This is a genomic window from Pseudomonas sp. GW821-FHT07B01 (assembly GCF_059419065.1).
In genome coordinates this window covers 224,480-250,152 of record NZ_JBWKRA010000004.1, presented here as the reverse complement: position 1 = coordinate 250,152, position 25,673 = coordinate 224,480, and the positions used below count along the sequence as shown (strand labels likewise).

23 protein-coding genes and 1 pseudogene are annotated in these 25,673 nt (G+C 61.2%); 12 read left to right on the top strand and 12 right to left on the bottom strand.

Translation table 11 applies throughout. From position 1 onward, the window contains the following. The first annotated feature begins 7 nt into the window (after nt 1-7). Nucleotides 8-1,930, top strand: a complete 1,923-nt coding sequence (locus AC07S6_RS06970; RefSeq protein ID WP_495111967.1) for an acetyl-CoA hydrolase/transferase C-terminal domain-containing protein — start codon at nt 8-10, stop codon at nt 1,928-1,930. 116 nt (nt 1,931-2,046) lie between these two features. Here the strand turns inward: AC07S6_RS06970 and AC07S6_RS06965 are convergent, their stop codons facing one another. Both AC07S6_RS06965 and rep read right to left on the bottom strand, forming a co-directional pair. After that, on the bottom strand, nt 2,047-2,619 hold the full coding sequence (locus tag AC07S6_RS06965) for a xanthine phosphoribosyltransferase (RefSeq protein WP_003195447.1): 573 nt from the start codon (nt 2,617-2,619) through the stop codon (nt 2,047-2,049). Between the two features lie 58 nt (nt 2,620-2,677). Beyond that, a complete protein-coding gene (gene rep, locus AC07S6_RS06960; RefSeq protein WP_005792464.1) occupies nt 2,678-4,687 on the bottom strand; it encodes a DNA helicase Rep in 2,010 nt (669 codons plus the stop codon). A gap of 266 nt (nt 4,688-4,953) precedes the next feature. Between rep and AC07S6_RS06955 the strand changes: the two genes are divergently transcribed. Then, nucleotides 4,954-6,618: a putative bifunctional diguanylate cyclase/phosphodiesterase gene (locus tag AC07S6_RS06955; RefSeq protein WP_197880316.1), complete on the top strand. Its 1,665-nt coding sequence runs from the start codon at nt 4,954-4,956 to the stop codon at nt 6,616-6,618. Nucleotides 6,619-6,743: 125 nt separating this feature from the next. Here AC07S6_RS06955 and AC07S6_RS06950 read toward each other — a convergent pair whose 3' ends face one another. Next, nucleotides 6,744-8,147, bottom strand: coding sequence for a NorM family multidrug efflux MATE transporter (locus AC07S6_RS06950; protein WP_127880352.1), 1,404 nt, complete (start codon nt 8,145-8,147; stop codon nt 6,744-6,746). A 152-nt stretch (nt 8,148-8,299) separates the two neighbouring features. On the opposite strand from AC07S6_RS06950, the gene AC07S6_RS06945 reads away from it, so the two are divergent. The 3 genes and pseudogenes from AC07S6_RS06945 to AC07S6_RS06935 all read left to right on the top strand — a co-directional run bounded on the left by AC07S6_RS06945 (nt 8,300) and on the right by AC07S6_RS06935 (nt 11,373). Beyond that, nucleotides 8,300-9,220 carry a LysR substrate-binding domain-containing protein gene (locus AC07S6_RS06945; RefSeq protein WP_014720465.1) on the top strand — a complete coding sequence of 307 codons (921 nt, stop codon included), beginning with the start codon at nt 8,300-8,302 and terminating at the stop codon, nt 9,218-9,220. A 176-nt stretch (nt 9,221-9,396) separates the two neighbouring features. Beyond that, nucleotides 9,397-10,470: pseudogene (locus AC07S6_RS06940) on the top strand (Cache 3/Cache 2 fusion domain-containing protein); the annotation flags it as partial. Between the two features lie 42 nt (nt 10,471-10,512). Beyond that, entirely contained in the window at nt 10,513-11,373 is an 861-nt protein-coding gene (locus AC07S6_RS06935; protein WP_425608145.1) for a methyl-accepting chemotaxis protein, read from the top strand. A gap of 27 nt (nt 11,374-11,400) precedes the next feature. Here the strand turns inward: AC07S6_RS06935 and AC07S6_RS06930 are convergent, their stop codons facing one another. Beyond that, the gene (locus AC07S6_RS06930; RefSeq protein WP_495111966.1) at nt 11,401-12,897 is read right to left on the bottom strand and encodes a YifB family Mg chelatase-like AAA ATPase; all 1,497 of its coding nucleotides are present in this window, start codon (nt 12,895-12,897) and stop codon (nt 11,401-11,403) included. Between the two features lie 215 nt (nt 12,898-13,112). Next, on the bottom strand, nt 13,113-13,376 hold the full coding sequence (locus AC07S6_RS06925) for an accessory factor UbiK family protein (RefSeq protein ID WP_003195432.1): 264 nt from the start codon (nt 13,374-13,376) through the stop codon (nt 13,113-13,115). Between the two features lie 424 nt (nt 13,377-13,800). Between AC07S6_RS06925 and glnK the strand changes: the two genes are divergently transcribed. The 4 genes from glnK to sutA all read left to right on the top strand — a co-directional run bounded on the left by glnK (nt 13,801) and on the right by sutA (nt 16,581). After that, a complete protein-coding gene (gene glnK / locus AC07S6_RS06920; protein WP_002555808.1) occupies nt 13,801-14,139 on the top strand; it encodes a P-II family nitrogen regulator in 339 nt (112 codons plus the stop codon). Nucleotides 14,140-14,173: 34 nt separating this feature from the next. Further along, nucleotides 14,174-15,511: an ammonium transporter gene (locus AC07S6_RS06915; RefSeq protein WP_020302863.1), complete on the top strand. Its 1,338-nt coding sequence runs from the start codon at nt 14,174-14,176 to the stop codon at nt 15,509-15,511. Nucleotides 15,512-15,720: 209 nt separating this feature from the next. Further along, nucleotides 15,721-16,146 carry a secondary thiamine-phosphate synthase enzyme YjbQ gene (locus AC07S6_RS06910; RefSeq protein WP_003195429.1) on the top strand — a complete coding sequence of 142 codons (426 nt, stop codon included), beginning with the start codon at nt 15,721-15,723 and terminating at the stop codon, nt 16,144-16,146. 102 nt (nt 16,147-16,248) lie between these two features. Next, nucleotides 16,249-16,581 (top strand): dormancy-specific transcriptional regulator SutA, encoded by a 333-nt coding sequence (gene sutA, locus AC07S6_RS06905; protein WP_073843438.1) that lies wholly within the window; start codon nt 16,249-16,251, stop codon nt 16,579-16,581. A 186-nt stretch (nt 16,582-16,767) separates the two neighbouring features. Here sutA and AC07S6_RS06900 read toward each other — a convergent pair whose 3' ends face one another. From AC07S6_RS06900 to lptM, 6 genes are read right to left on the bottom strand one after another with little or no spacing between them, the layout of a single operon-like run. Further along, on the bottom strand, nt 16,768-17,463 hold the full coding sequence (locus tag AC07S6_RS06900; RefSeq protein WP_102665828.1) for an HAD family hydrolase: 696 nt from the start codon (nt 17,461-17,463) through the stop codon (nt 16,768-16,770). Next, complete coding sequence (xerC, locus tag AC07S6_RS06895; RefSeq protein ID WP_014720459.1) at nt 17,460-18,359, bottom strand: tyrosine recombinase XerC; 900 nt, start codon at nt 18,357-18,359, stop codon at nt 17,460-17,462. The genes AC07S6_RS06900 and xerC overlap by 4 nt, the downstream gene beginning before the upstream one ends. A 2-nt stretch (nt 18,360-18,361) precedes the next feature. Next, entirely contained in the window at nt 18,362-19,078 is a 717-nt protein-coding gene (locus tag AC07S6_RS06890; protein WP_014720458.1) for a DUF484 family protein, read from the bottom strand. A gap of 13 nt (nt 19,079-19,091) precedes the next feature. After that, on the bottom strand, nt 19,092-19,922 hold the full coding sequence (gene dapF, locus AC07S6_RS06885) for a diaminopimelate epimerase (RefSeq protein ID WP_495111965.1): 831 nt from the start codon (nt 19,920-19,922) through the stop codon (nt 19,092-19,094). Nucleotides 19,923-19,925: 3 nt separating this feature from the next. After that, the gene (gene lysA / locus AC07S6_RS06880) at nt 19,926-21,173 is read right to left on the bottom strand and encodes a diaminopimelate decarboxylase (protein WP_003195418.1); all 1,248 of its coding nucleotides are present in this window, start codon (nt 21,171-21,173) and stop codon (nt 19,926-19,928) included. A 14-nt stretch (nt 21,174-21,187) separates the two neighbouring features. After that, nucleotides 21,188-21,355 (bottom strand): LPS translocon maturation chaperone LptM, encoded by a 168-nt coding sequence (lptM, locus tag AC07S6_RS06875; RefSeq protein WP_003195417.1) that lies wholly within the window; start codon nt 21,353-21,355, stop codon nt 21,188-21,190. 238 nt (nt 21,356-21,593) lie between these two features. Here lptM and cyaY point away from each other — a divergent pair, with 238 nt between their 5' ends. The 3 genes from cyaY (at nt 21,594) to rnk (ending at nt 22,692) form a co-directional block, all read left to right on the top strand. Continuing rightward, nucleotides 21,594-21,926 carry an iron donor protein CyaY gene (gene cyaY, locus AC07S6_RS06870; RefSeq protein ID WP_034129050.1) on the top strand — a complete coding sequence of 111 codons (333 nt, stop codon included), beginning with the start codon at nt 21,594-21,596 and terminating at the stop codon, nt 21,924-21,926. Continuing rightward, the gene (locus tag AC07S6_RS06865; RefSeq protein ID WP_186353363.1) at nt 21,926-22,147 is read left to right on the top strand and encodes a DUF1289 domain-containing protein; all 222 of its coding nucleotides are present in this window, start codon (nt 21,926-21,928) and stop codon (nt 22,145-22,147) included. Before cyaY ends, AC07S6_RS06865 begins: the two co-directional genes overlap by 1 nt. A 131-nt stretch (nt 22,148-22,278) precedes the next feature. Beyond that, entirely contained in the window at nt 22,279-22,692 is a 414-nt protein-coding gene (rnk, locus tag AC07S6_RS06860; RefSeq protein ID WP_014720453.1) for a nucleoside diphosphate kinase regulator, read from the top strand. Here the strand turns inward: rnk and AC07S6_RS06855 are convergent. Continuing rightward, on the bottom strand, nt 22,689-25,529 hold the full coding sequence (locus AC07S6_RS06855) for a class I adenylate cyclase (protein ID WP_495111964.1): 2,841 nt from the start codon (nt 25,527-25,529) through the stop codon (nt 22,689-22,691). The two genes, rnk and AC07S6_RS06855, sit on opposite strands and share 4 nt — an antisense overlap. Nucleotides 25,530-25,673: the final 144 nt, after the last annotated feature.

Below are 25,673 nucleotides of genomic sequence, written 5' to 3'. Positions count from 1 at the left end.
CAGTCGGATGGTGCAGTTGTGTTCAATCGAGCAAGCAGTTGACGACGTACTGGAGCGCCTGCCGGCGCATATCCACATGGGCATGCCGCTGGGGCTGGGCAAGCCCAACCTGTTCGTCAACGCGCTGTACCGGCGCATCGCAAAATTGCCCGAACGGGCGCTGACGCTCTATACGGCCTTGAGCCTGGGCCGTCCTACGCAGGGTGACGGTCTTCAAAAGCGCTTTATCGAACCTTTCATCGAACGAGTGTTTGGCGACTACCCCGAGCTGGATTTCCTCGCGGACCTGCACAAGGGCAGCCTGCCGAGGAATATCCGTGTGCAGCAATTCTTCATGCAGCCCGGCAGCCTGCTCCACAGCGCCGCGGCGCAACAGGATTACGTCAGCAGCAACTACAGCCATGCGGCCCGCGACATCAATGCCGCCGGCCTGAACCTGGTGGCGCAATTGGTTGCCAGTAGCAGCGAGCATCCCGACCGCCTGAGCCTGAGCTGCAACCCGGATATCACTCTCGACCTGCTGCCCATGATCGCCAAGCGCCGCGCGGCCGGGGAGACCATCCTGGTCGTCGGCCAGGTCCATAGCGATTTGCCCTACATGCCTGGCGATGCCGAGTTGGGCATGGATGAGTTCGACTACCTGCTGGATGAAAAAGACAGCACCACGTTGTTCTCCACCCCGAATATGCCGGTGGGCTTTCAGGATCATTTTATCGGCCTGCATGCCAGCACCCTGGTGCGTGATGGCGGTACGTTGCAGATTGGCATCGGCTCCATGGGCGATGCACTGACGGCTGCCTTGCTGGCGCGCCAGGCCGACAACGAAGCCTATCGCCTGTTGCTCACCGACTTGGATGTGTACCAGTGGGCACCGTTGATCAGCCGCGAAGGTGGCGTTGAGCCGTTTGCCCGTGGCCTTTACGGTTGCAGCGAGATGTTCGTCAACGGCCTGCTGGTATTGGCCGATGCCGGGATCGTGCGGCGCAAGGTCTACCCGGATGTGGCGACCCAGATGCAGGCCAACGCGGGCACCCTGGACGACGCGGCGCAACCTGATGGCGTGTCGATCCATGGCGGTTTCTTCCTGGGGCCGCGCAGTTTTTACCAGCGTCTGCAGGAAATGACCCACGCCAAGCGCCAGGCATTCAACATGACCCGCATCAGCTATATCAACGAGCTGTACGGGCAGGAAGAACTCAAGCGCCTGCAGCGCCTGGATGCTCGGTTTATCAACAGCGCCATCATGGTCACCTTGCTCGGTGCTGGCGTGGCTGATCAGTTGGAAGACGGTCGGGTGCTCAGTGGTGTGGGCGGGCAATACAATTTCGTGGCCCAGGGGCATGCGCTGGAAGGTGCACGCTCAATCCTGATTTTGCGCAGCTGGCGTGAGTCGGCGGGTGAGGTCAGTTCCAATATCGTCTGGGAGTACGGCCACTGCACCATTCCCCGGCACCTGCGGGATATCGTCATTACCGAATACGGTATTGCCGACTTGCGCGGTCAGACGGATGCCAAGGTGATCGAAGCGTTGCTGAACATCACTGACTCAAGGTTCCAGCACGACTTGATTGAGCAGGCGCAAAAGGCCGGCAAACTGCCCAAGGATTTCCAGTTGGATCCGCGTTTTGCCGACAACACGCCGCAGCGGCTCCAGGCGATTCAGGCCAGGCACCGTCGCTTGTTTCCCGAATACCCCCTGGGCAGTGACTTCACGGATGGGGAGCGGGACTTGTTGCGGGCGCTGAACTGGCTCAAGAGCAAATTCAAGCTCACGGAAATTCTGGAGTTGGGCAAGGCGGCACTCGACGCGCCGGAGCCGGAGGCGTTTCCCGAGCATTTGCAGCGGATGCGCTTGGATAAGCCGGAGGGCATCAAGGAAGACCTGTATCAACGCTTGCTGCTGGCCGGACTGCAGGCCACCGCCCACTGACAGCGCAACGCAAAAGCTAATGTGGGAGCTGGCTTGCCTGCGATGAGGGCCTGTCAGTCGACATCTCTGTCGACTGACACATCGCTATCGCAGGCAAGCCAGCTCCCACACAGTGATTACTCGATAAAGGTCACGACACCACCGGCCAGCGATTTCACCCGCGCCAGCGACTCAACCCGATAACCCTGTGCATCCAGTTCTGCACGCCCACCCTGGAACGACTTCTCGATCACAATGCCCAAGCCGGCTACGGTCGCGCCGGCCTGCTTGATGATCGAGATCAGCGCCTGGGACGCCTTGCCGTTGGCCAAAAAGTCATCGATCACCAGCACGCGGTCGCTGCTGGTCAGGTGGCGCGGGGAGATCGCCACGGTGCTTTCGGTTTTCTTGGTGAAGGAATACACCGTGGCCGACAGCAGGTTTTCCGTGAGGGTCAACGACTGCTGCTTGCGGGCGAAGATCACCGGCACACCCAGGTTCAGCCCGGTCATGATCGCCGGGGCAATGCCCGACGCTTCGATGGTGACGATCTTGGTGATGCCCGAATCCTTGAACAGTGCGGCGAACTCGTCGCCGATCAGTTTCATCAGTGCCGGGTCGATCTGGTGGTTCAGAAAGGCGTCAACCTTGAGGACCTGATCGGAAAGCACGATGCCTTCTTCGCGAATTTTCTTGTGCAGTGCTTCCACGGAAAGCTTCCTCTAATGGCGCGTTGTGCGCCGAAAGTAGATTAAAAAGTAGTCGATTCTAGCGCTTTAACATCGCGCGTATGTCCGCCAAGGCGGTGTTGCCGCGAACCGCCTTCACCTCGGTGGGCGTGTCGTCATTGCCTTCCCAGGCCAGGTCGTCCGGCGGCAGTTCATCCAGGAACCGGCTGGGGGCACAATCTATGATTTCACCGTATTGCTTGCGCTTGGCTGCAAAGGTGAAGGCCAGGGTCTGACGTGCGCGGGTAATGCCCACGTAGGCCAGGCGGCGTTCTTCCTCGATGGTGTCGGCTTCGATGCTGGAGCGGTGCGGGAGGATTTCCTCTTCCATGCCCATGATGAACACGTAGGGAAATTCCAGGCCCTTGGACGCATGCAAGGTCATCATCTGCACGCCTTCGGCACCGTCTTCCTCTTCTTGCTGGCGCTCGAGCATGTCGCGCAACACCAGCTTGCCGATGGCGTCCTCGACGGTCATCTCGCCGTCTTCGTCTTTTTCCAGAGTGTTCTTCAGCGCTTCAATCAGGAACCAGACGTTGCCCATGCGGTAATCCGCGGCCTTGTCGCTGGAGCTGTTGGTGCGCAGCCAGTTTTCATAGTCGATGTCCATGACCATGCTGCGCAGGGCGCTGATCGGGTCCTCGCCGGCGCACTGTTCGCGGACTTTGTCCATGAAGCGCTTGAAGCGTGACAGGCGATCAGTGAAGCGCGTATCCAGGTGTTCGCCCAGGCCGATTTCGTCGGTGGCGGCGTACATCGAGATCTTGCGTTCTGTGGCGTAGTTGCCGAGCTTTTCCAGGGTGGTGGAGCCGATTTCCCGGCGCGGCACGTTGATTACGCGCAGGAAGGCGTTGTCGTCGTCCGGGTTCACGATCAGCCGGAAGTAGGCCATCAGGTCTTTGACTTCCTGGCGTCCGAAAAAGCTGTTGCCGCCCGACAGGCGATACGGCACCTGATGATGCTGCAGTTTCAGCTCGATCAGCTTGGCCTGGTAGTTGCCGCGATACAGGATCGCAAAGTCGCTGTAGGGCCGGTCGGTGCGCAAGTGCAGGCTGAGGATTTCCACGGCGACGCGCTCGGCTTCGGCGTCTTCGTTGCGGCAGCGGATCACACGGATCTCGTCGCCATGGCCCATCTCGCTCCACAGTTGTTTTTCAAACTCGTGGGGGTTGTTGGAGATCAGCACGTTGGCGCAACGCAGGATGCGGCTGGTGGAGCGGTAGTTCTGCTCCAGCATCACCACTTTCAAGGAGGGGTAGTCTTCCTTGAGCAGCATCAGGTTTTCCGGGCGGGCGCCGCGCCAGGCGTAGATCGACTGGTCGTCGTCGCCCACCACGGTGAACTGGTTGCGCGTGCCGATCAGTAATTTCACCAGCAGGTATTGGCTGGCGTTGGTGTCCTGATATTCGTCCACCAGCAGGTAGCGCACCTTGTTTTGCCACTTCTCAAGGATGTCCTTGTGCTCCTGGAACAGCTTGACCGGCAGCAGGATCAGGTCGTCGAAGTCCACCGCGTTGAACGCCTTGAGCGTGCGCTGGTAGTGGGTGTAGACGATGGCAGCGGTCTGCTCCTTGGGGTTGCGTGCAGCTTCCAGGGCTTCGGCGGGCAGGATCAGGTCGTTTTTCCACGAGCCGATCATGTTCTTGATTTCGTCGACGCCGTCGTCGCCCGCGTATTCCTTCTGCATGATGTCGGTCATCAGGGCCTTGACGTCGGTCTCGTCAAAGATCGAGAAGCCCGGCTTGTAGCCCAGTCGCACATGCTCCTTGCGGATGATGTTCAGGCCCAGGTTGTGGAAGGTGCACACGGTGAGGCCACGGCCTTCGCCGCCCTTGAGCAGGGTGCCGACCCGCTCTTTCATTTCCCGCGCCGCCTTGTTGGTGAAGGTCATGGCGACGATGTACTGGGCGCGGATGCCGCAGTTCTGGATCAAGTGCGCGATCTTGCGCGTGATCACGCTGGTCTTGCCGGAGCCTGCACCGGCGAGCACCAATAGAGGGCCGCCGACGTAGTTCACGGCTTCTTGCTGCCGGGGATTGAGTCGGGACATACGGAATTTCAGGGGTCGTTGTTCAAAAGGGCGGGCATTTTAACAGGCTGGAAAGATTCTGCTGCCATAGAACGACGGTGTGACGTACCACTCGATCTAAATTTGCCGGTTTTGCTACTTTGCCGCAGGATGTTAAGGATTATTCGAGACTAATATTTACAGTCTGCGTTTTTGATAACACCTATCATTTGTCATCCTTTGTCATTGTCAGGCCGCACGTCATAATGGCACCGCTAATGAAATTTTGCAGAGTCTAGGGAGTTAGCGTGTCTACGCCTGTCGAACCCTTGCGTTTGCTGCTGCTGGCCGATGAGCCCGAGTGGGCAGCGTTGTTGCGCGAGTGCCTGGCGCCGATGGGCGAAGGGGCTGTGCTGATCAGTGCGCCCAACTGGGACTCGGTAAGCCGCCTGTTCGATGACGACCAGGGTGCTGTGTTATTGACCACGCCCAGCCTGCAGCCCGGCCCCGGCCGGTGCAGCCTGCCGTGTGTATTGCTGCTGGAGCAGGAGCCACTGGTGTCGCCGCTGGGTGTCAGCGATTGGTTGGTGTTGGATGCATTGGCCGCCGACACATTGCGCCGCTGCCTGCGCCATGTGCGCGAGCGCGGCGTGCTGGAAAACACCTTGCAGCGCCTGGCCGAGCAAGACCCGCTCACCGGTATTGCCAACCGTCAGGGCTTCCAGACCTTGCTGGCCGCCCGGCTGGCAGAAAACGAAGGCCGTGGCCTGGCCCTCGGCCATCTGGACCTGGACAATTTTCGTCATGCCAACGATGCCCTCGGCCATCAGGCGGGCGACCGTTTGATCCTGCAAGTGGTGTCGCGGCTCAAGAGCCAGCTCGAAGCCGGGGACCAACTGGCGCGCCTGGGCAGCGATGAGTTTGCCTTGTTGATCGATACCCGCCGGGCGCCCCAGCGCGCCGAGTGGATGGCTGAGCGCATCACCGAAGTGATGGCCGAGCCCTACTGGGTGGATGGTGAAAGCCTGTTGATCGGTTGCAGCCTGGGTATGGCCCATGCTCGAGCCCGCGCTGGCGCCGACCCGTTGATGTGGCACGCCCATATCGCCATGCAGCAGGCCAAAAGTACCCAGGGCTGCACCTTCCATATCTTCAATGAGCGCATCAACCGCAACGCCCGCAGCCTGGCCGACCTGGAAAGTGAACTGCGCCGGGCTTTGCGTCGCGATGAGTTGGAGCTGCATTACCAGCCGCGCCTGGACCTGGACGACGGTCATATCGTTGGCCTCGAAGCCTTGGTGCGCTGGCGTCACGGCGAGCGCGGCTTGTTGCCGCCTAGCGAATTCGTGCCGCTGGCCGAACAGAGTGGCCTGATCGTGCCATTGGGTTACTGGGTGATCTCCCGAGCCCTGCGCGACATGCAAGACCTGCGTGAACGCGGCCTGCCGCCGCTGCACATGGCGGTCAACCTGTCGTTTCGCCAGTTCCAGGACAGTCAGTTGCTGTCTACCCTCAGCCGCCTGATTGCCGAGCGCGGCGTGGAAGCGCAATGGCTGGAGTTCGAATTGACCGAAACCGCCGTGATGCGCCGCAGCGACCTGGTCAAGCAGACCATGGACGCCCTTGGCCGGCTGGGTGTGCGGTTTTCCCTGGATGACTTCGGCACCGGTTTTTCGTCGTTTGTGCACCTCAACAGCCTGCCGATTGCCTTGTTGAAGATCGACAAGAGCTTTGTCGGCGGCATGGAAGAGCGCGAAGAAAACCGCAAGCTGGTGCACGCCATGATCAACCTGGCCCACAACCTCAACCTGGAAGTGGTCGCCGAAGGCGTGGAAACCCCTGAGCAACTTGAACTTTTGCGCTTGTTTGGGTGCGACCAGGTCCAGGGTTACCTGATCAGCAAGCCGTTGCCGCTGCCCGAGCTGGTGGAATACCTGATGTTCGGGCAAAGCCAGCAGGCGCTGTTGGGTTAAGCCTTCAAAGTGGTTCAAATGTGGGAGCTGGCTTGCCTGCGATAGCGGTCGTTCAGCTAATAATGATTAGCCTGACACACCGCTATCGCAGGCAAGCCAGCTCCCACATGTGCCGCGTGCACTCGCTAGTCAGGCAGTGCCGCTTGGAAACCAACAGGAGCATCTGGCTCCTGCCGAATCATCCGCTTCATCTTCGCCTCAAATGCCCAGGTCAGGCTCACCGCCGCACACGCCAGCCCCAGTGCCAGGCCCCACCAGACGCCGGTGGGCCCCCAGCCCAGGGTGAACGCCATCAACCAGGCCGACGGTGCGCCAATCAGCCAATAGCAACCCAGGCCCACCAGGAAGGTGGTCTTGGCGTCCTTCAGGCCACGGATACAACCCATGGCGATGGTCTGCACGCCATCGAACAATTCGAACCAGGCGGCGACGGCCAGCAGGCTCACCGCCAGGACGATGACGTCATGGAACGCCGGGTCGTCATGGTCGAGGAACAGTCCGATCAGCGGGTCGGAAAACAGCCACAGTACCGCCGCAAACCCCAACATCACCATGGCCCCGAATCCTATGCCCACTCGTCCGGCGAGGCGTGCCTGCAGCAACTGCCCGGCGCCGTAATGCTGGCCGATGCGCATGGTCACCGCGTATGACATCCCCGCCGGCACCATGAAGGCCACCGAGACAATCTGCAGGGCGATCTGGTGCGCCGCCAACTGCGTGCTGCCCATGGTGCCCATGCACAACGCCGCAAAGGCAAACAATCCGACCTCTACCGCATAGGTGCCGCCAATCGGCAGGCCCAGGCGCCACAGCTCGCGCAGGTAATGGGTATTCAGGCGCAGCAGGCCGGTGCCCAGCGGGTAAGCGGCGTAGGCCCGGTTGCTGCGGATGTACCACATCAATGCCAGCGCCATGCCGTTGGCGACGATGGCAGTCACCAGGCCGATGCCCATCAGGCCCAGTTTCGGCAGGCCGAACATGCCTTCGATCAAGGCATGGTTGAGCAGGTAGTTGACCACGGTGCCGCACAGGCTGATCACCATCACCGGAGTGGCCTTGCCGATGGCGCTGGTAAAGCCGCGCAGGGCCATGAAGCTCAGGTAGCCGGGCAGGGCAAAGGGCAGGATCGTCAGAAATTGCCCGGCCGCATGCACGTTGGTTTCGGTCTGGCCGAACATCAGCAGCACCGGCTTCAAGTTCCATAACAGCAACGCCGCCGCCAGGGCCATCAACCACGCCAGCCACAGCCCGGCCTGGGTCAGGCGAGTGGCGCCGTCGATATCGCCCGCGCCATGGCGAATGGCGACCAGGGTGCCCACGGCTGCGATCACGCCGATGCAGAAAATCGCCACGAACGAATAGCTCGCCGCGCCCAGGCCGCCGCCCGCCAAGGCCTCGGGGCTCAGGCGCGCCATCATCAGGGTGTCGGTCAGCACCATCAGCATGTGCGCCAACTGTGAGGCAATCAACGGCCCCGATAGCCGCAGAATGGCCCAGAGTTCGGTACGTGCCGGATGTTGCATGATCATCACACTCGAATGGTCGGGAAGGTGGGGGAGGGTTGATTCTCGGCGCATTCAGCGCATTGCACAAAAGGATAAAAGCGATCGTTGGCATGATTAAAACTCATACATGAGCGATTCTGGTAGGGTTTCCAGATTGCGCAGTCGGAGCTTTCAGCATGTCTCGTCGTCTTCCTCCTCTTTATGCCTTGCGGGCATTTGAAGCCGCCTCCCGCCACCACTCGTTTACCCGCGCGGCTGAGGAGTTATCGATTACCCAAAGTGCGATCAGCCGGCATATCCGTACGCTCGAAGATTATTTCGCCTGCCGATTGTTCCAGCGCAGCGGTCGCACATTGCAGCTCACGGAAGCGGCGCGGTTGTTGCTGCCTGGCGTACGGGAAGGCTTCGCTGCCCTGGAGCGTGCTTGCCATACCTTGAATGCCGAAGATGACATCCTGCGTATGAAGGCGCCGTCCACCTTGACCATGCGCTGGCTGCTGGCGCGGTTGAGTCGCTTCCGCGCATTGCAGCCGGGCAATGAGGTACAGCTCACCAGTGCGTGGATGAGCATCGATGAAGTGGACTTTAACCAAGAGCCGTTCGACTGTGCGGTGTTGCTCAGCAACGGGCACTTTCCGGCGGACTGGGAGGCCAGTTATCTGTTTGCGGAAATGCTTATCCCGGTGGGAGCGCCGAATCTGTTGGACGACGGTCCCTGGGACGTGACGCGGCTGGCAACAGCCGAACTGCTGCACCCGACGCCTGACCGCCGCGACTGGCGTTACTGGCTGCAGCGCATGGGGTTGTCGTCTCACGTTTCACTCAAGGGTGGGCAGGTGTTCGACACGCTTGAACTGGGCATGATAGCCGCCGCCCGAGGCTATGGCGTCTCCATGGGTGATTTGCTGATGGTGGCTGAAGACGTGGCGCAGGGACGCTTGAGCCTGCCGTGGCCTACGGCGGTCGCCAGTGGGGAAAGCTACTACCTGGTGTGGCCGAAAACCCGTCCGGGTGGCGAACGTTTGCGACGGTTGGCGGAATTTCTTCAAGGTGAAGTCAAGGCAATGGAATTGCCTCAGGTTGAACGCCTCGATTGAGTAGGGCCGGACCTTTTGTGCAATCGTTTGCGGGATACCCCTGTGATTCGCTCAAGTATTGCCAAATGCCGCCGAAGAAAGGTGTTGGAACCCTCGTGCACTACCGTTTCCCACTAGATAATTTGCCGAGCAGCGCTATGAGATCAGGATGATCCTGGCCTCGGCCAGGAGCTGTCATGTCTCAACCTCGTGCCCGGATTGCCTCCCAGTTAGGCCTTGCACTCGCCGTGATTCTGGCTGTCGTGATCAGCGGCAGTACGGTCTTTGCCTTGCGTACCCTCGACTCCGCCAACCTCGCCACCCGCGAGGAACACTTGGCCAGCGAGGCACGTTTGCTCGCCGACCAACTCAACACCTTCCACAGCACCTTGCGTGAAAGCACCCAGCGTTTGAGCGGGCTGTTTGAAAAGCGCTTCGGCGCCGGCTTGAGTGTGCGTGCGGACCAGCCCGTGGCCGTGGCCGGCGTGCAGACGCCGAGCCTCTACCTGGGCAATGAGGTGCTGAACAACAACTTCGAAGAGGTGGATGAGTTCAAGCAGATGTCCGGTGGCGTGGCCACGGTGTTCGTGCGCAGCGGCGACGACTTTATCCGCGTCAGCACCTCCCTGACCAAGCAGGACGGCAATCGCGCCATTGGCACCGTGCTCGACCGTCAGGGCGCGGCCTACCAGCGCGTTGTGAGCGGCCAGACCTACATCGGCCGTGCCGTGTTGTTCGACCGCTCCTACATGACCCAATACAGCCCCGTACGTGACAGCAGTGGGCAGGTCATCGCCGTGCTGTTCATCGGTTTCGATTACACCGATGCCCAGAACGCCCAGTTTGAAAACCTCAAGCGCTTCCGTATCGGCCAGACCGGCTCCCTCGCGCTGCTGGATGAGCAAAAGCACTGGCTGGTGCCGCCGGCTGGCGTGCAAGCGCCGGATCAGGCGATTGCCGTGATGCTCGACCTGGCGAAAAAGCCGGGAGGTGGCCGTTTCTGGAGCGACAAGAACGAAGATTTCTATAGCGTCTCGGTGCCATTCGAAGGAGGCCCTTGGGCGGTGGTAGCGAGCATGCCCAAGGCTGAGATTCGCGCAGTGACGTGGGAAGTCGGCATCCGCCTGGTGATCGGCAGTGTGCTGGCGATGTTGCTGGCAGTGGGCGCCACGGTGTGGCTGTTGCGCAGCAAGCTGGCGCCATTGAGCGAGCTGGTGCGCCAGGCCCAGGCCCTGGGCGCGGGCGATTTGAGTGCGCGGCTCAATGTGTCCAGCCATGATGAAATCGGCCAGCTGGCGCGTAGTTTCAACCAGATGGGTGAGGCGCTGTCGACCATGGTGTCGCATATCCGTACCGCGGCCGAACAGGTCAACAGCCGCGCACAGGCGTTGTCGGGCCTATCCGGTGGTGCCTACGAAGGCATGGAGCAGCAGTCCGGCGAGATCACCAGCATGGCCGGTGCGGTGGAAGAGTTCAGTGCTACCTCGCTGAACATTGCCGACAACATGGGCAACACCGAGCGCCTGGCCCAAGAGAATGCCCAGCAAACCCGTATCGGCCGCACCTCGATGCAAGAAGCGTCATCGTCCCTGGAACATATCGCCACTGCGCTGAACAGCACCGCTGCCGTGATCAACACCCTGGGCCAGCGTTCCCAGGAAATCGGCGGGATCGTCGGCGTGATTACCGCCATCGCCGAACAGACCAACCTGCTGGCGCTCAACGCCGCCATCGAAGCCGCACGTGCCGGTGAGCAAGGCCGTGGTTTTGCCGTGGTCGCCGACGAAGTGCGCAATTTGGCTTCGCGTACCCGCCAGGCCACCGATGAAATCTCCGGCATGATCCAGAGCATCCAGCAGGAAACCGGCAACGCCATCAGCACCATGGAACACGGCAATGCGCTGATGCAGGAAGGCTTGTCGCGCAACGCCGACGTGGCCTCGGCCCTGGCGCGTATCGACGAGCAAAGCCGCTCGGCCGGCCAGCAATTTGCTGCGATCACCACCGCCACCCAGGAACAGAGCAGCACCGCGACTTTGCTCAGCAGCAACCTGCAGAGCATTGCGCTGGCCAACAGCGAGCAGCGTGAAGTGGTGTCCAACCTGGCGGTTACCGCCAAGGAGCTGGAGACCTTGGCGGCAGGCTTGCGTCATGAGGTGGATCGGTTTCGTTGAGGCACCGCCAATCAAATTGTGGGAGGCTCAACTGAGAGATGCTGGGCGGTATTGCAAGGCCTCCTTCAGATGATCACGGGTGATGGCGTCCATCTGGTCCAGGTCCGCCAGGGTGCGCGCCACCTTCAGCAGCCGATGGGCCGCCCGCAGTGACAGTGTCAGTCGCTCGCAGGCGGTCTCCAGCCAGCCCTCGTCGACCTTTGGCAGCTTGCAGTGCTGGCGCAGCCCCGGCAGGTCGAGAAAAGCATTGGCACACCCCTGGCGTTGCTGTTGACGCTCGCGTGCTTCGGCTACCCGCACCGAGGCATCGGCCGTTGTATCGCCCGCCGGTTGAGTGGGGCTCAGCGCAGTGGCCTCCCGCGCGACGGTCAGGTGCAAATCAATCCGGTCCAGCAAAGGGCCGGATAGCTTGTTGCGATAACGCTGGATCTGCTCCGGCGTACACCGGCAACGCCCGCTGGGTTCGCCCATGTAGCCGCAGGGGCAGGGATTCATCGCCGCGACCAGTTGAAAGCGCGCCGGGAAGCGCACTCGGTCACGGGCGCGGGATATCACGATATGTCCCGATTCCAATGGCTCGCGCAGCACCTCCAGTACCTTGCGATCGAACTCTGGCAGCTCATCCAAGAACAAAACCCCGTGATGGGCCAGGGTGATTTCCCCCGGTTGTGGCTTCGAGCCGCCACCCACCAGCGCCGGCCCGGATGCCGAGTGGTGCGGCTGGCGAAACGGGCGGTTTGGCCAATGGCTCAGCGGTGCCAGGCTGACCACGGACTGGATTGCGGCCACTTCCAGCGCTTCCTGCTCGCTCAACGGCGGCAGCAAGCCCGGTAGCCGGCTGGCCAATAAAGTCTTGCCGGTGCCCGGTGGCCCGCTGAACAATAGGTTATGCGCGCCTGCCGCCGCGATCAGCAATGCTCGCTTGGCCGCGAGTTGGCCCTGCACTTCACTCAGGTCTGGGTAAGGCTTGTTCAAGTACAGCAAACCGTCGGACCTGTAGGGCTCAATCGGCACATGCCCATTCAGGTGCGCCACCACTTGCAGCAAGTGATCCACCGCAATCACCTTCAACCCCGACGCCAGGCACGCCTCCTCGGCATTGGCGCGCGGCACTATCACGGTGCGCCCGGCCTTGCGCGCTGCCAGCGCGGCAGGCAGTACCCCTTTCACCGCGCGCACCTCGCCGGACAACGCCAATTCCCCAAGGCATTCCACGTCATCGAGCATCAGCGCCGGCACTTGCACACTGGCTGCCAGGATGCCCAGGGCAATCGCGAGATCAAAACGCCCGCCGTCCTTGGGCAGGTCGGCGGGCGCGAGATTGAGCGTGATGCGGCGGGCCGGATATTGCAGCGCCGAGTTGAGGATGGCACTGCGCACGCGGTCCTTGCTTTCCTTTACTGCGGTTTCGGGCAAACCCACTAAGGTGAGAGACGGCAGGCCATTGGCCATATGCACTTCGACAGTGACGGCTGGGGCTTCCACACCGACCTGGGCGCGGCTGTGGACGATGGCGAGGGACATGCTCGTTCCTTGAATGGGAGGGCCGCTTCCTGCGGTTTTTTCCAAGGGTAGACGAGGTGGGATGGAGCGGGGCGGGGAGGTTTTACAGAACGTATCCGGGCGGCGACGCAAAACAAATGTGGGAGCTGGCTTGCCTGCGATCGCGGTGTGTCAGCAAAGAATCATCCGCTGATAAACCGCGATCGCAGGCAAGCCAGCTCCCACAACAATTGCGTTCACTCAGCAGAAGGTGGCGTCAACCGTGCTTCAAGTTCAGCCACCTTCGCCTCCAGGCTCTCCAGCCGTGCACGTGTGCGGGCCAGCACCACCATCTGGCTGTCAAACTCTTCCCGGCTGACCAGGTCGAGCTTGCTGAAACCACTCTGTAGCAAAGCCTTGAACTGGCTTTCGATTTCATTGCGGGGCAGCGGCGTGTCGCCGCTGAACAGGCGAGAGGCGTGGCCGCTCAGGGCGTCTAGGAAGTCTTTGGGCGCGAGCATTGGACATATTCCGGAAAACAGTTGGCCGGCAGTGTATCACGCAGCGTCTATAGTCATTTTCAGGCCCCGTTGCGCACGGTTTTCGCGCATTGGGGCGGGCGGCCTCGCACTGTTTTGATGCGCATTGCGGCCGCGCAGGCGCCCCGTAGGTGGGCACAAGCGGGTAAAGGATTGATTTCGGTGGTTTTTACGGAGCTGGCAAGGTTTCTGCTTAGACGATCATGACCCATGCACTGATGCAGTCGCTGTGACGAATGCAGTGCGCCGACGGATCCGGGGGTACAGGGCTCGTCACCAGTGGTTCGCTGGCGTCGCGACGGCAAATGCCGAGGCGACGATGCGTTACAAAGCCAGGCACTGCGCTTAGACTTGAGACGGGTTTGTTTTCCTGGGGCAAGTCCACCAAATTCGGGAGAGAGTTTTCATGAAGCTAGTCACTGCCATCATCAAGCCGTTCAAGTTGGACGATGTTCGCGAGTCACTGTCCGAGATCGGCGTGCAGGGCATTACCGTTACTGAGGTCAAGGGCTTCGGTCGGCAGAAGGGTCATACCGAGCTGTATCGCGGCGCAGAATACGTGGTCGATTTCCTGCCGAAGGTGAAGATCGATGTCGCCATTGACGACAAGGATCTTGACCGGGTTATCGAGGCGATAACCAAGGCGGCCAACACCGGCAAGATCGGTGACGGCAAGATCTTCGTGGTCAATCTGGAACAGGCTATTCGCATCCGTACCGGCGAAACCGATACCGACGCAATCTAAGCCGCCAAACCCCAACGCCCCAGGAGAAAACAATATGACTCTGCGTAAATTCGCAGGGCTCGGAGCCCTGCTGTCCATCGTAATGCCAAGCCTGGCCATGGCGGCAGATGAAGTGGCTGCTCCAGTCCTCAATTCCGGCGACACCGCCTGGATGCTTACCGCCACCGCGCTGGTGCTGTTCATGACCATCCCTGGCCTGGCGCTGTTCTACGGCGGCATGGTCCGCTCCAAGAATATTCTGTCGGTGATGATGCAGTGTTTCGCCATCACTGGCCTGATCAGCATCCTGTGGGTCGTCTACGGCTACAGCATCGCGTTCGATACCACCGGTATGGAACAAGGTGTGGTCAACTTCAATTCCTTCTTCGGCGGCATGGGCAAGGCGTTCCTGGCGGGGGTCACCCCGGCCAGCATCACCGGGCCGGCGGCGCTGTTTCCGGAAGCCGTGTTCATCACCTTCCAGATGACCTTTGCCATCATTACCCCGGCGCTGATCGTCGGTGCTTTCGCTGAGCGTATGAAGTTCTCCGCAATGCTGATCTTCATGGCTATCTGGTTCACCCTGGTCTACGCGCCGATTGCGCACATGGTCTGGAGCGGCAACGGCGGCCTGATGTGGGACTGGGGCGTGCTGGACTTCGCTGGCGGCACCGTTGTGCACATCAACGCGGGTGTGGCTGGCCTGGTGGCGTGCATCGTGCTCGGCAAGCGCAAAGGCTTCCCGACCACCCCGATGGCACCGCATAACCTGGGCTATACCCTGGTGGGCGCGGCCATGCTGTGGATCGGCTGGTTTGGCTTCAACGCCGGTTCCGCCGCGGCGGCCAACGGTACAGCGGGCATGGCGATGCTGGTGACTCAGATCGCCACCGCAGCTGCGGCCCTGGGCTGGATGTTTGCCGAGTGGATCACCCACGGCAAGCCCAGCGCACTGGGTATCGCCTCGGGCGTGGTCGCCGGCCTCGTCGCCGTGACGCCTGCGGCGGGCACCGTGGGCCCGATGGGCGCCCTGGTGATTGGCCTGGTCGCCGGTGTGGTGTGCTTCTTCTGTGCTACCAGCCTCAAGCGCAAGCTGGGTTATGACGACTCCCTGGACGCTTTCGGCGTGCACGGTATCGGCGGCATCGTCGGTGCGATCCTTACCGGTGTGTTCGCTGCCCCGGCGCTGGGCGGCTTCGGCACCGTGACCGACATCGCAGCCCAAGTCTGGATCCAGTGCAAAGGCGTGGGCTTCACCGTGATCTACACGGCGATCGTGACCTACGTCATCCTCAAGGTGCTCGACATGGTCATGGGCCTGCGTGTCACCGAAGAAGAAGAGGCGGTTGGCCTCGACCTGGCGCAACACAACGAGCGCGGCTACAACTTGTAACTACGCGAAAAAAACATGCCCGGCTTGCCGGGCATTTTTTTGTCTGGTGTTTGTCTTTGGCTAAAGGTGTATGGGTTTTTTATCAACTTTGTGATGGGATCCACACGGCACTTTTCAGAGTGCAAATGTCTTACAGGCATGAAGGCGTATTCGGCACTTTGTTTTTTCCCAGAGCGCGCTAGAATGCGCGCCGATGGGCGGAGAACTGTATGTGGCAACAGACCCTGATTACCCTGCGGGCCAAGCCCCGGGGCTTTCACTTGGTAACGGACGAGTTGCTTGCCGGCTTGCCTGAGTTGAAGGCGTGCCGTGTGGGCCTGTTGCATCTGTGGCTGCAGCACACCTCGGCCTCGTTGACCGTCAACGAGAATGCCGACCCGGCGGTTCGCCGTGACTTCGAGCGTTTTTTCAACCTGCTGGTGCCACAGGGTCGCGCAGGGTTTGAACATAACGACGAAGGTCCGGATGATCTGCCGGCTCACTTCAAGGCCAGTCTGCTGGGCTGCCAGTTGAGTTTGCCGGTCAAGGCCGGCCGCTTGGCGATAGGGACCTGGCAAGGTGTTTATCTGGGCGAGCACCGTGATCATGGCGGTGCTCGTAAAGTCCTCGCCACCTTGCACGGTGAAGGGGCATAAGCCACTGGTTATCTGGTGGATGTTGATTTTTTTCCGGCGACCTCGACAGAGGGTGAAGCTGGGCTATAACTAATCTGCTTTTCGCAAGTCATGAGGTAGAACATGAGCGACGATGATCTGGAACAAGACGACCTCGAAGTAGGCGATGAAGACGACACCGAAGAAGGTCTTGAAGTAGCGGCCGAAGACGTTGCTGAGGATGTCGATGACAGTGTTGGCGATGACGCGGCTCCCAAAGCCAAAGGCAAAGCCAAGGCGGCTGTTTCGGTAGACGAGTTGCCGAGCGTTGAAGCCAAGAACAAAGAGCGCGATGCCCTGGCCCGTGCGATGGAAGAGTTCCTCGCTAAAGGCGGCAAAGTGCAGGAAGTCGAGGCCAACGTGGTGGCTGATCCACCGAAGAAGCCGGATAACAAGTACGGCAGCCGACCCATCTGAGGTCTGCCTCCTGCTTGTAAGAAAAAGCCCGCCGTCGCTGCGGGCTTTTTCATGCCTGCCATTTACCAGTTCGCTGCAATACCTTGTGGGAGCCGGCTTGCCTGCGATAGCGGTGTATCTGCGAGCCCTGTGTTGATTGGCCCACCGCTATCGCAGGCAAGCCAGCTCCCACATTGGGGGGCAGTGTTAACCCCAGCGACTCAGCAAGGGCGGCAACTCCGTCAGGCTGCGAATCTGCGCATCCGGGCGCTTGTCACCCTCCCAGGCCTTGCCCGTGGGGTTGAACCACACTGCCCGCAGTCCCGCCTGCTGCGCGCCGGCGATGTCATCCCCAGGATGATCGCCCACATGCACTGCCGCGCTGGCGTCCACACCGCCACGTTGCAGTGCTTCCTGAAACAGCCGTGCATCCGGCTTGGCGATGCCGATATCTTCAGCGCGCAGGGCAAAGTGAAAGTAGTCCGCCAGGCCCACACGCTGCACATCGGCATTGCCATTGGTGATCACGCCGAGCAGGAAGTGCTGGCGCAGCGCCTTGAGCATCGGCTCGGCTTCCGGGAATACGGTGAGTTGGTGGCGTGCGTGGATGAATGCCTCGAAGCAGACATCCGCCATCTCTGTGGCCTCAGGCTGGGGGTAACCGGCCTCCTCGAACGCATGCATCAACACGCGATGACGCAGCAGGCTGATACGGTGTTTGAGTTCGGGATGACGCTGCAGCACCTGCTGGCGCAGGCTGGCAAAATGCTCAAGGGGCAGGTCGCCGACCTTGGACGCGTGGGTCGCCAGCCATTCGCGCATCGACGCTTCGGCGCTGATGATGACGGGTACGTTGTCCCAGAGGGTGTCGTCCAGGTCGAAGGTGATCAGCTTGATACTCATGAGTCGCCGCCCTTGATGCGTTTGGCCCGTGGATGGGCGCTGTCGTACACCGTTGCCAGGTGCTGGAAGTCGAGGTGGGTGTAGATTTGCGTGGTCTTGATATCCGAGTGCCCGAGCAGCTCCTGTACGGCGCGCAGGTCCTGGGAGGATTCGAGCAGGTGGCTGGCAAAGGAATGACGCAACATGTGCGGGTGCAGATTCTGCCCCAGCTCGCGCTCGCCGGCAGCCTTGACCCGCAGCTGAATCGCCCGCGGCCCCAGGCGCCGGCCTTGCTGGCTGACAAACACGGCATCGTCTGCCGGGTTGGTCAAGAGACGTAGCGGCAGCCATAGCTGCAAGGCTTCGCGGGCTTTCCTGCCCACGGGCAGTACGCGCGTCTTGCTGCCTTTGCCGAGCACTTGCACCAGGCCATCGGCGAGGTCCAACTGATCGAGGTTCAGGCCCGTCAACTCCGACAGGCGCAGGCCCGAGGAATAGAACAGCTCGAGGATTGCCTGGTCGCGATGGGCCAGGAAGTCATCCTCGACGGCACCGTCGAGCAATTGCAGGGCTCGGTCTGTGTCCAAGGTCTTGGGCAGGCGCCGTTCGCCTTTGGGCGGTGACAGGCCATTGGCCGGGTCGTGGTCGCACAGCCCTTCGCGATTGAGGTAGTGATAGAGGCCGCGCACCGCCGACAGCAGGCGAGACAGGCTGCGGGAGGATTGGCCCTGTTGGTGCAACCGGGCGATCAGGCTGCGCAGGGCCTGGATATCCAGGGCCTTCCAACTGCTGACGTGCTGCTTTTCGCAATAGGCCAGGACCTTGTTCAAGTCCCGCCGATAGGCTTCCAGCGTGTGGGACGACACCTGGCGCTCATTGCGCAGGTGAGCGCAGTAAGCGTCCAGTTGCCGCTCCATGATCAGCGCACCGCGCGCAGGGTGGTGGTGTGGCGTGGCAAGACGCGGCCCAGCACTTCGGCGATATAGGTGAGGAACAACGTGCCCACCGAGCTTTTGTAGTGCGCCGGGTCGCGGCTGGCGATGGCCAGTACCCCGTGCAAGCCTTGATGGCTAAGGGCGATAACGGCCGTAGAGCCGATCTGCTTGCGCTGTTCGGCGCCAAACAGGAAGTCCAGCTCATGCTCGCGCAAGGTGCCGCTGACGGTCTTGCCTTCGGACAGCAGGCCACCGATGGCCGTCTGCGCTTCGCCGCCTGTGACCCAGCGGCCCACCGGCATCGGGTTGTCGCTGAACAGGATCAGGCTGACGAAGGGCACCTGGAAATCCTCACGCAGGCTGTCTTCCACGGCGATCACCGTTTCTTCCAGGCTGGTGGCATCCATCAGGGTCAGAATCAGGCGGCGCGTCTTGTCGAACAAGCGGTCGTTGTCGCGGGCCACGTCCATCAGATGAGAGAGTCGGTGGCGCATTTCAATGTTGCGCTCGCGCAGGATCTTCATCTGCCGCTCCACCAGCGACACGGTATCGCCGCGCTGGTGGGGGATGCGCAGGGCCGGCAGCAGTTCTTCGTGCTCGACGAAGAAGTCCGGATTAGCCTCAAGGTACGCCGCAACAGCAGCGGCCTCCAGGCTTTCACTCGGGGTAGCGTGTGCGGGTACTTGAGGCTTATCGGTCATTAGCTTGGCTCACTCATAGACGGACCTGTCCTTCGTATACACGCGTGGCTGGCCCGGTCATCATCACCGGGTGGCCAGGGCCTGCCCATTCGATGGACAAACGTCCGCCGGGCAGGTCGATCAACAGTGGCGAATCCATCCACCCCTGGCTGATCGCGGCCACGGCAGCGGCGCAAGCACCGGTGCCGCAAGCCTGGGTTTCGCCGGCGCCGCGTTCCCATACGCGCAATTGCGCACGGTTACGGTCGATCACCTGCAGGAAGCCCACATTGACCCGTGCCGGAAAGCGCGGGTGATGTTCGATCTTCGGCCCCAGTTCATGCACGGGGGCGTTATTGATGTCGATGACCCGCAGCACCGCATGGGGGTTACCCATGGACACGGCGGCGACCTCCACGGTTTTGCCATCCACATCCAGCGGGTAACTGAGGGCCTGCTCGGTGGCCTGGAACGGAATATCCGCCGGCACCAGGCGTGGGGCGCCCATGTTGACGCTGATCTGGCCATCATTGCGGATGTCCAGTTCGATCACGCCGCCCTTGGTTTCGACGCGAATCTGGCGTTTGGCAGTCAGGCGTTTGTCGAGCACAAAGCGCGCAAAGCAGCGCGCGCCGTTGCCGCACTGTTCCACTTCGGAACCGTCGGAGTTGAAGATCCGGTAACGGAAATCCACCTCCGGGTTGCTCGGTGCCTCGACCAGCAGCAACTGGTCGAAACCGATCCCGGTGTGGCGATCACCCCACTGTTTGGCGTGCTTGGGCAGGATGTGCGCGTGCTGGCTGACCAGGTCGAGGACCATGAAATCATTACCCAGCCCGTGCATCTTGGTAAAACGCAGCAGCATGGCTTACTCCGGCAGCAGGCTTTCGCCAGCATACAACTCGGCTACCGTCTCGCGGCGACGCACTTCAAATGCTTGATCACCGTCCACCAGCACCTCGGCGGTACGCCCGCGGGTGTTGTAGTTGGAACTCATGACAAACCCGTAGGCACCGGCCGAATGCACGGCCAGCAGATCACCTTCCTCAAGCGCCAACTCACGATCCTTGGCCAGGAAGTCGCCGGTCTCGCAGATGGGCCCGACGATGTCATAGGCGCGGGCTTCGCTTGTGCGCGGCGTCACGGCGGTGACATCCATCCAGGCCTGGTACAGCGCCGGGCGGATCAGGTCGTTCATCGCCGCATCGACGATGGCGAAATCCTTGTGTTCGGTGTGCTTGAGGTACTCGACCTGGGTCAGCAACACGCCAGCGTTGGCGACGATGTAGCGGCCCGGCTCGAACATCAGCGTCAGGTCGCGGCCTTCGATGCGTTCGCGCACGGCCTGGATATAGTCGGCAATCAGCGGCGGCTCTTCATCGCGATAGCGCACACCCACGCCACCACCGAGGTCGATGTGGTGCAGGTAGATGCCGCACTCGCCCAGGCGGTCGATCAAGGCCAGCAGGCGGTCGAGGGCATCCAGGAACGGTGGCAGAGTGGTCAGTTGCGAGCCGATATGGCAGTCGACACCCAGCACTTCCAGGTTTGGCAGTTGAGCGGCGCGGATGTACACGTCCTCGGCGTCGGCGATGGCAATGCCGAACTTGTTCTCTTTGAGACCGGTGGAAATGTACGGGTGGGTGCCGGCGTCGACATCCGGGTTGACGCGCAGGGAGATCGGCGCGCGAACGCCCATTTCGGCGGCAACGACTTGCAGGCGCTCCAGTTCGTCGGTGGATTCGACGTTGAAGCAATGTACGCCGACTTCCAGGGCGCGGCGCATGTCTTCGCGGCTCTTGCCGACCCCGGAGAAGACGATTTTGTCAGCCTGGCCGCCGGCGGCCAGTACGCGTTCCAGCTCGCCACGGGACACGATGTCAAAACCAGCGCCAAGACGCGCCAGGACATTCAGTACACCCAGGTTGGAGTTGGCCTTGACTGCGTAGCACACCAGGTGCGGCACGCCGTCGAGGGCGTCGGTGAACGAGCGGTATTGAGCTTCGATATGCGCACGCGAGTACACATAGGTCGGGGTGCCGAAGCGCTGGGCAATCGCGGACAAGGCCACGCCTTCCGCGAACAGCTCGCCGTCCCGGTAGTTAAAAGCGTCCATAAGTTTCCCTTAACTTAGTAGGTGTCGTGCTTATGGGCTTTTGACGGCTTTTGCGACGATTGCGCCTGTTCGTTTGGATCTTTGCTGTCATCCGGCAGGTACAGCGGGCCTTTCTGGCCACAGGCACTAACGAGGCAAGCGACCGCGACGAGCGCAGCAAGGGAAGAGATCAGGCGCTTCATGGCGAAATCCTTGAATATGCATTAATTGCGCCCGAGTATACCGACCACCCGCCAGCTTGCCTATGCGCCGCACCACCCGTCCGGCGGGGGTTTGCCGAGACAGTAGGGAAGCAGGCTACGATGCCTGGGGATATTTCGTACCGTCATCCGTGATGAAATCAGTATCCTTTGCAATCGGCGAAGCTCGCCCGTATCGTGCGGCGCTTGAGCAAAACCAGACACTTTTGAGGTTGCCACAATGAGTTTGACCGAAGCCCGTTTTCACGACCTGGTGGATGCCACCCAAGAGAAGCTGGAAGATATTTTCGACGACAGCGGCCTGGACGTGGACCTGGAAAGCTCGGCCGGTGTGCTGACGGTCAAGTTCGAGAGCGGCCAGCAATTGATCTTCAGTCGCCAGGAGCCGCTGCGTCAGTTGTGGCTGGCGGCGCGCTCCGGTGGCGTTCACTTCGACTACGATGAAGAAAGCGGCAAATGGCAGTGCGACAAGAGTGAAGAGTTGCTGGGTGAGATGCTCATGCGCCTGGTTCAGGAATACACCGGCGTCGAGCTGGATTTCGACGAGATCTGATGGTGAGTGAGCCTGTAGCCGTACGCCCGCCCAAGCCGCTGTTCAGCAATGTCAGCCCGGCGGTGCCGTCACCTTGTATCAGTTTGTGTCGCCTGGACGAGCGGAAAGTCTGCCTTGGCTGCTTTCGCCATGTGGAAGACATCCGGGAATGGCGCTCTGCCGACGATGCGCGGCGCCGGGTGATCTGCGCCGAGGCCGAGCAGCGCAAGGCGAGCACCTGACGGCGTCTTGTTTATTTGTGTCGCTGTGGTAGTGTCCGGATACACCTCCATTCATCGAGGTCCGTGAGAACCCCGCCTTTTCCTGGCGGGGTTTTGCTTTTTTGTGCAGAAAAAAGGAGTCTGCCTGAATCATGACCACCGCACCGTCCATCATTCTTACCCGTCTTGACGTGCAGCGTCTGGAGCAACTGATCGACCGCTTGGGCGACGAGTTTCCCGGCGCCCGAGCGTTGCAAGCCGAACTCGACCGCGCCGAAGACGTGGTTGGTCACGATGAAGTGCCTGCGGGTGTCGTGACCATGAATTCCAGCGTGCATTGCCGTGAACAAAGCAGCGGCAAGGACTATCACCTGACGCTGGTCTACCCCAAGCACGCGAACGCCGACGAAGGCAAGATTTCGATCATGGCACCCGTGGGCAGCGCATTGCTCGGCCTGCAAGTGGGCCAGCACATCGACTGGCCGGCGCCAGGCGGCAAGACCTTGAAGCTGGAATTGCTCAGCGTCGAAGGCCAGCCCAAAGATGGCGGCGCCTTCCCGCTCTAAACCTGATTCAAGGCCGCATTGAGTGACTGTTCCAGTTCGGCTTTATAGCGCAGGTACAGATTGCTTGGGCTTTGCACATCACCGAGCAGTCCCGACAGATCCAGGTCAGTGATATAGCCGCGGTAACGCTCGGTTTCCCGACGTTGCCCGACGATCTCCCGGGCGACCACTGCAAACAGCTGGTCGCCAAATTCCAGTTCGGAAAACTCCCGCTGATTGCAGTACAGGGTGATCCCTACCTGGCCTGGCGCGCCTTTACCGATGATGGCCTGCACGTCATAAAACGCCTTGTTGGCCGGGTCTTGCGGGGCCGGCCGTGGCTCCACGCCCCGCGCCCGGCCGTTGCCCGATGGCAACAGTTGGTAGTACAGGATCTGTACTTCGCCCGCAGGTTGCTGGGTGTCCAGGGACAATAGCGCTTCCCGACGGTACAGGATCGATTGCAAAAAGCGTTGCAGTGGGGCCAAGAGGCTTTGCTCATCATGAAACGGCAAGCGCTGTTGCCAGAGCGCGTTGAATTCGTCGAGCACATAGACGTCGGCGAAGCCTTCATTGACGCGGTAGAACACCTGCACACACTCGGCTTGGCCCATGGGCAGCAGCAGCGCCAGGTCGTGGTCTTCCAAGGCCATGGCGTCCAGGTGCCACGGGCTATAGCTGACCAGCTCCTCGCTGAGGTAGGCGATCAGCGCGTCCTGGGTCGGCAGTGACACATGGGTGGCCTGGCCCGGTACCAGTTCCATGACGTGATAATGCTGCTGCACCTGGAGCAGGTAGCGATGATTGCCCTGGCCGAGCAGCAGATGCTGCGCGGTGTCGAATACCTCTTCCACCCGCTGGGCAATGAACTGTGCCCGGTTGTGGCAAAAACAACGCACTCGCAGGCGTGGCAGATGGTTCGAGGGCAGTTGGTTGAGGTAGTCGCGCAGGCAGTCGAGCAGGGCGTGCGGGCCGTCATAGCGGCTGACCATCACCTCGTTCCAGCTGTTGAGTGTGACTTGGTCCAGGGTCAGCACCAGGTTGTCGCGCACGCCGGCATAGCTCAGGGAGTCGGTGCGCTCCGTGGTCATCAGGATATTCAGGTCGCGATGATGCTTGAGCGGGTCAACCCCAACGTTGATCAGCAGCAGCACCTCTTCTGGCACTGCCGGGCGCAGCAAGCTGACCTCGTCGACACTGGCCAGGGGCAGGGTGATGGTCTGTTGCAGGCTGCCCAGCAGGTTGAACAGCTCGAACTCGGTCATGTCGCTGGTGCCGGGGTGCAGTGCCAGGCGGGTGCTGCTGTCGATCACACCGTTGCGATGGCACCAGGTGAGCATTTCCAGCAGGTCGCGGCTGCGTTTGATCGGTGCAAAGTGTTCCCATTCGAGAGCGGTAAGGTTGCCGTTATACAGGCCCCAATGGTATTGGCCCGGCTCCTTGCGGTTGGGCGACTGCACCAGAGTCAAGGTATCTTCGGCCAGGTCCGGGGCGATGCCGGGGTTGATGAACTCGACCTTGCCGGCCTTGCGCTCGAACGCCGCGTACAAGCGGCGGCCCAGTACATTGAGATCGCGCTTATTGACCGCGCTGGCGGTCTGTTCGCTGCGGGTGAACTGGGTGAGGAAGCGGTAGCTGTAGTTCAACTCATTGACCAGAGCACGGCGCTCGGAGGCGACCTGGCGCACTTTCCATTGGCTGCGGCTGTCCAGCAGGGCCAGTTGGCGCGTGTCCCAGCCCCACTCATGCGCCAGGCGTTCCAGCAGCTGCCGTTGCCAACCGGCGGTGCGCTGGCCGGCGCTGAGCTTGCGGTTGACCTTCAGGTACAGGCTACGCCGCACCAATTCCAGGCGCTCCAGCTCGTTGCGGGCCTTGAGGTACTCCTCGATACGGCGGTAGACCATGATGTACGGGTCCAACTCATCCAGGTCTACCTGATGGCTGAACACCGCCTGTTTGAAGCGCAGGCTCAGGCAGTGCACGTTCGGGTGTTCGCTGGCGTAGACCTCGGTCAGCAGCAGCTTGAGCACCGACTTGTAGGGCGACTCGATGCCCTTGAACAGTTGCCACAGCCCGGCGCCAATAAACTCCCCCGGAGGAATATGAGCCAGATGCCCGAGGTCGAGGGTTTCATCGGCGCGGATAAAACGCTTGGACACCAGGGTGTGAGTAAATTCGGCGTAGCGGCTTTCTTCGTAGACCGGCACCAGCCACCAGATGGGCGTGCGCCCGGCCAGCCAGATCGCGGTGCGATAAAACTCATCCAACAGCAGGTAGTGCTGGGTGGTACCGCAGTCGTCGGAACTCAGTTGGGTGTCGCGATCACCCAACACAAAGCGCGTCGGGTCGATCAGGAAGAAATGCGCTTCGGCGCCCATGCCCAAGGCCCAGGTTTCCAGCAGTTGGCACTTTTTGCGCAGCTCGGCCAGCTCGGTTTCGCTCAGGTGGGGAGCGTGGCACACCCACACGTCCATATCGCTTTGATCGGCCTGGGCCAAGGTGCCAAGGCTGCCCATCAGGAACAAGCCGTGGATCGGCGTAGGCGGGTTGCCGTGGCGCGGTTTATAGGAGAACGAACGGGTCAGGCGTTGGGCATCGGCCAGGGCCTGGGCGTCCGGTTCGAAATTCGACAGCCCGGCCGGCGTGCTGCTAGAGACATAGCCCGGCAAGAGAGGGTGATTGACGTGGAAAAACAGCGGCAACAAGGCCAGCACGCTTTGCTGACGTGGCGTCAGCCCCTCGACGGCCCGGGACATGCGGCCTTGATTGAGGGTCATGAAACGCGCGCGCAGTTGGGTCAGCACCTTGCGGTCGATGCCTTCGTCCAGATCGGGGCGGATTTCATGGGTGCGGGTCATGTCGAACTCGTTGGCTCGCAGGGCCCGACGCGGGCGGCCATACAGGAGTTTACAGACAGTAGCGTAGGAGTTTTAGAGGGAAATGGCTTTTTGGCGTCAGAATTCTGTATGCCACGCAGCAGTGCCCGCGGAATCCGCAGGCGG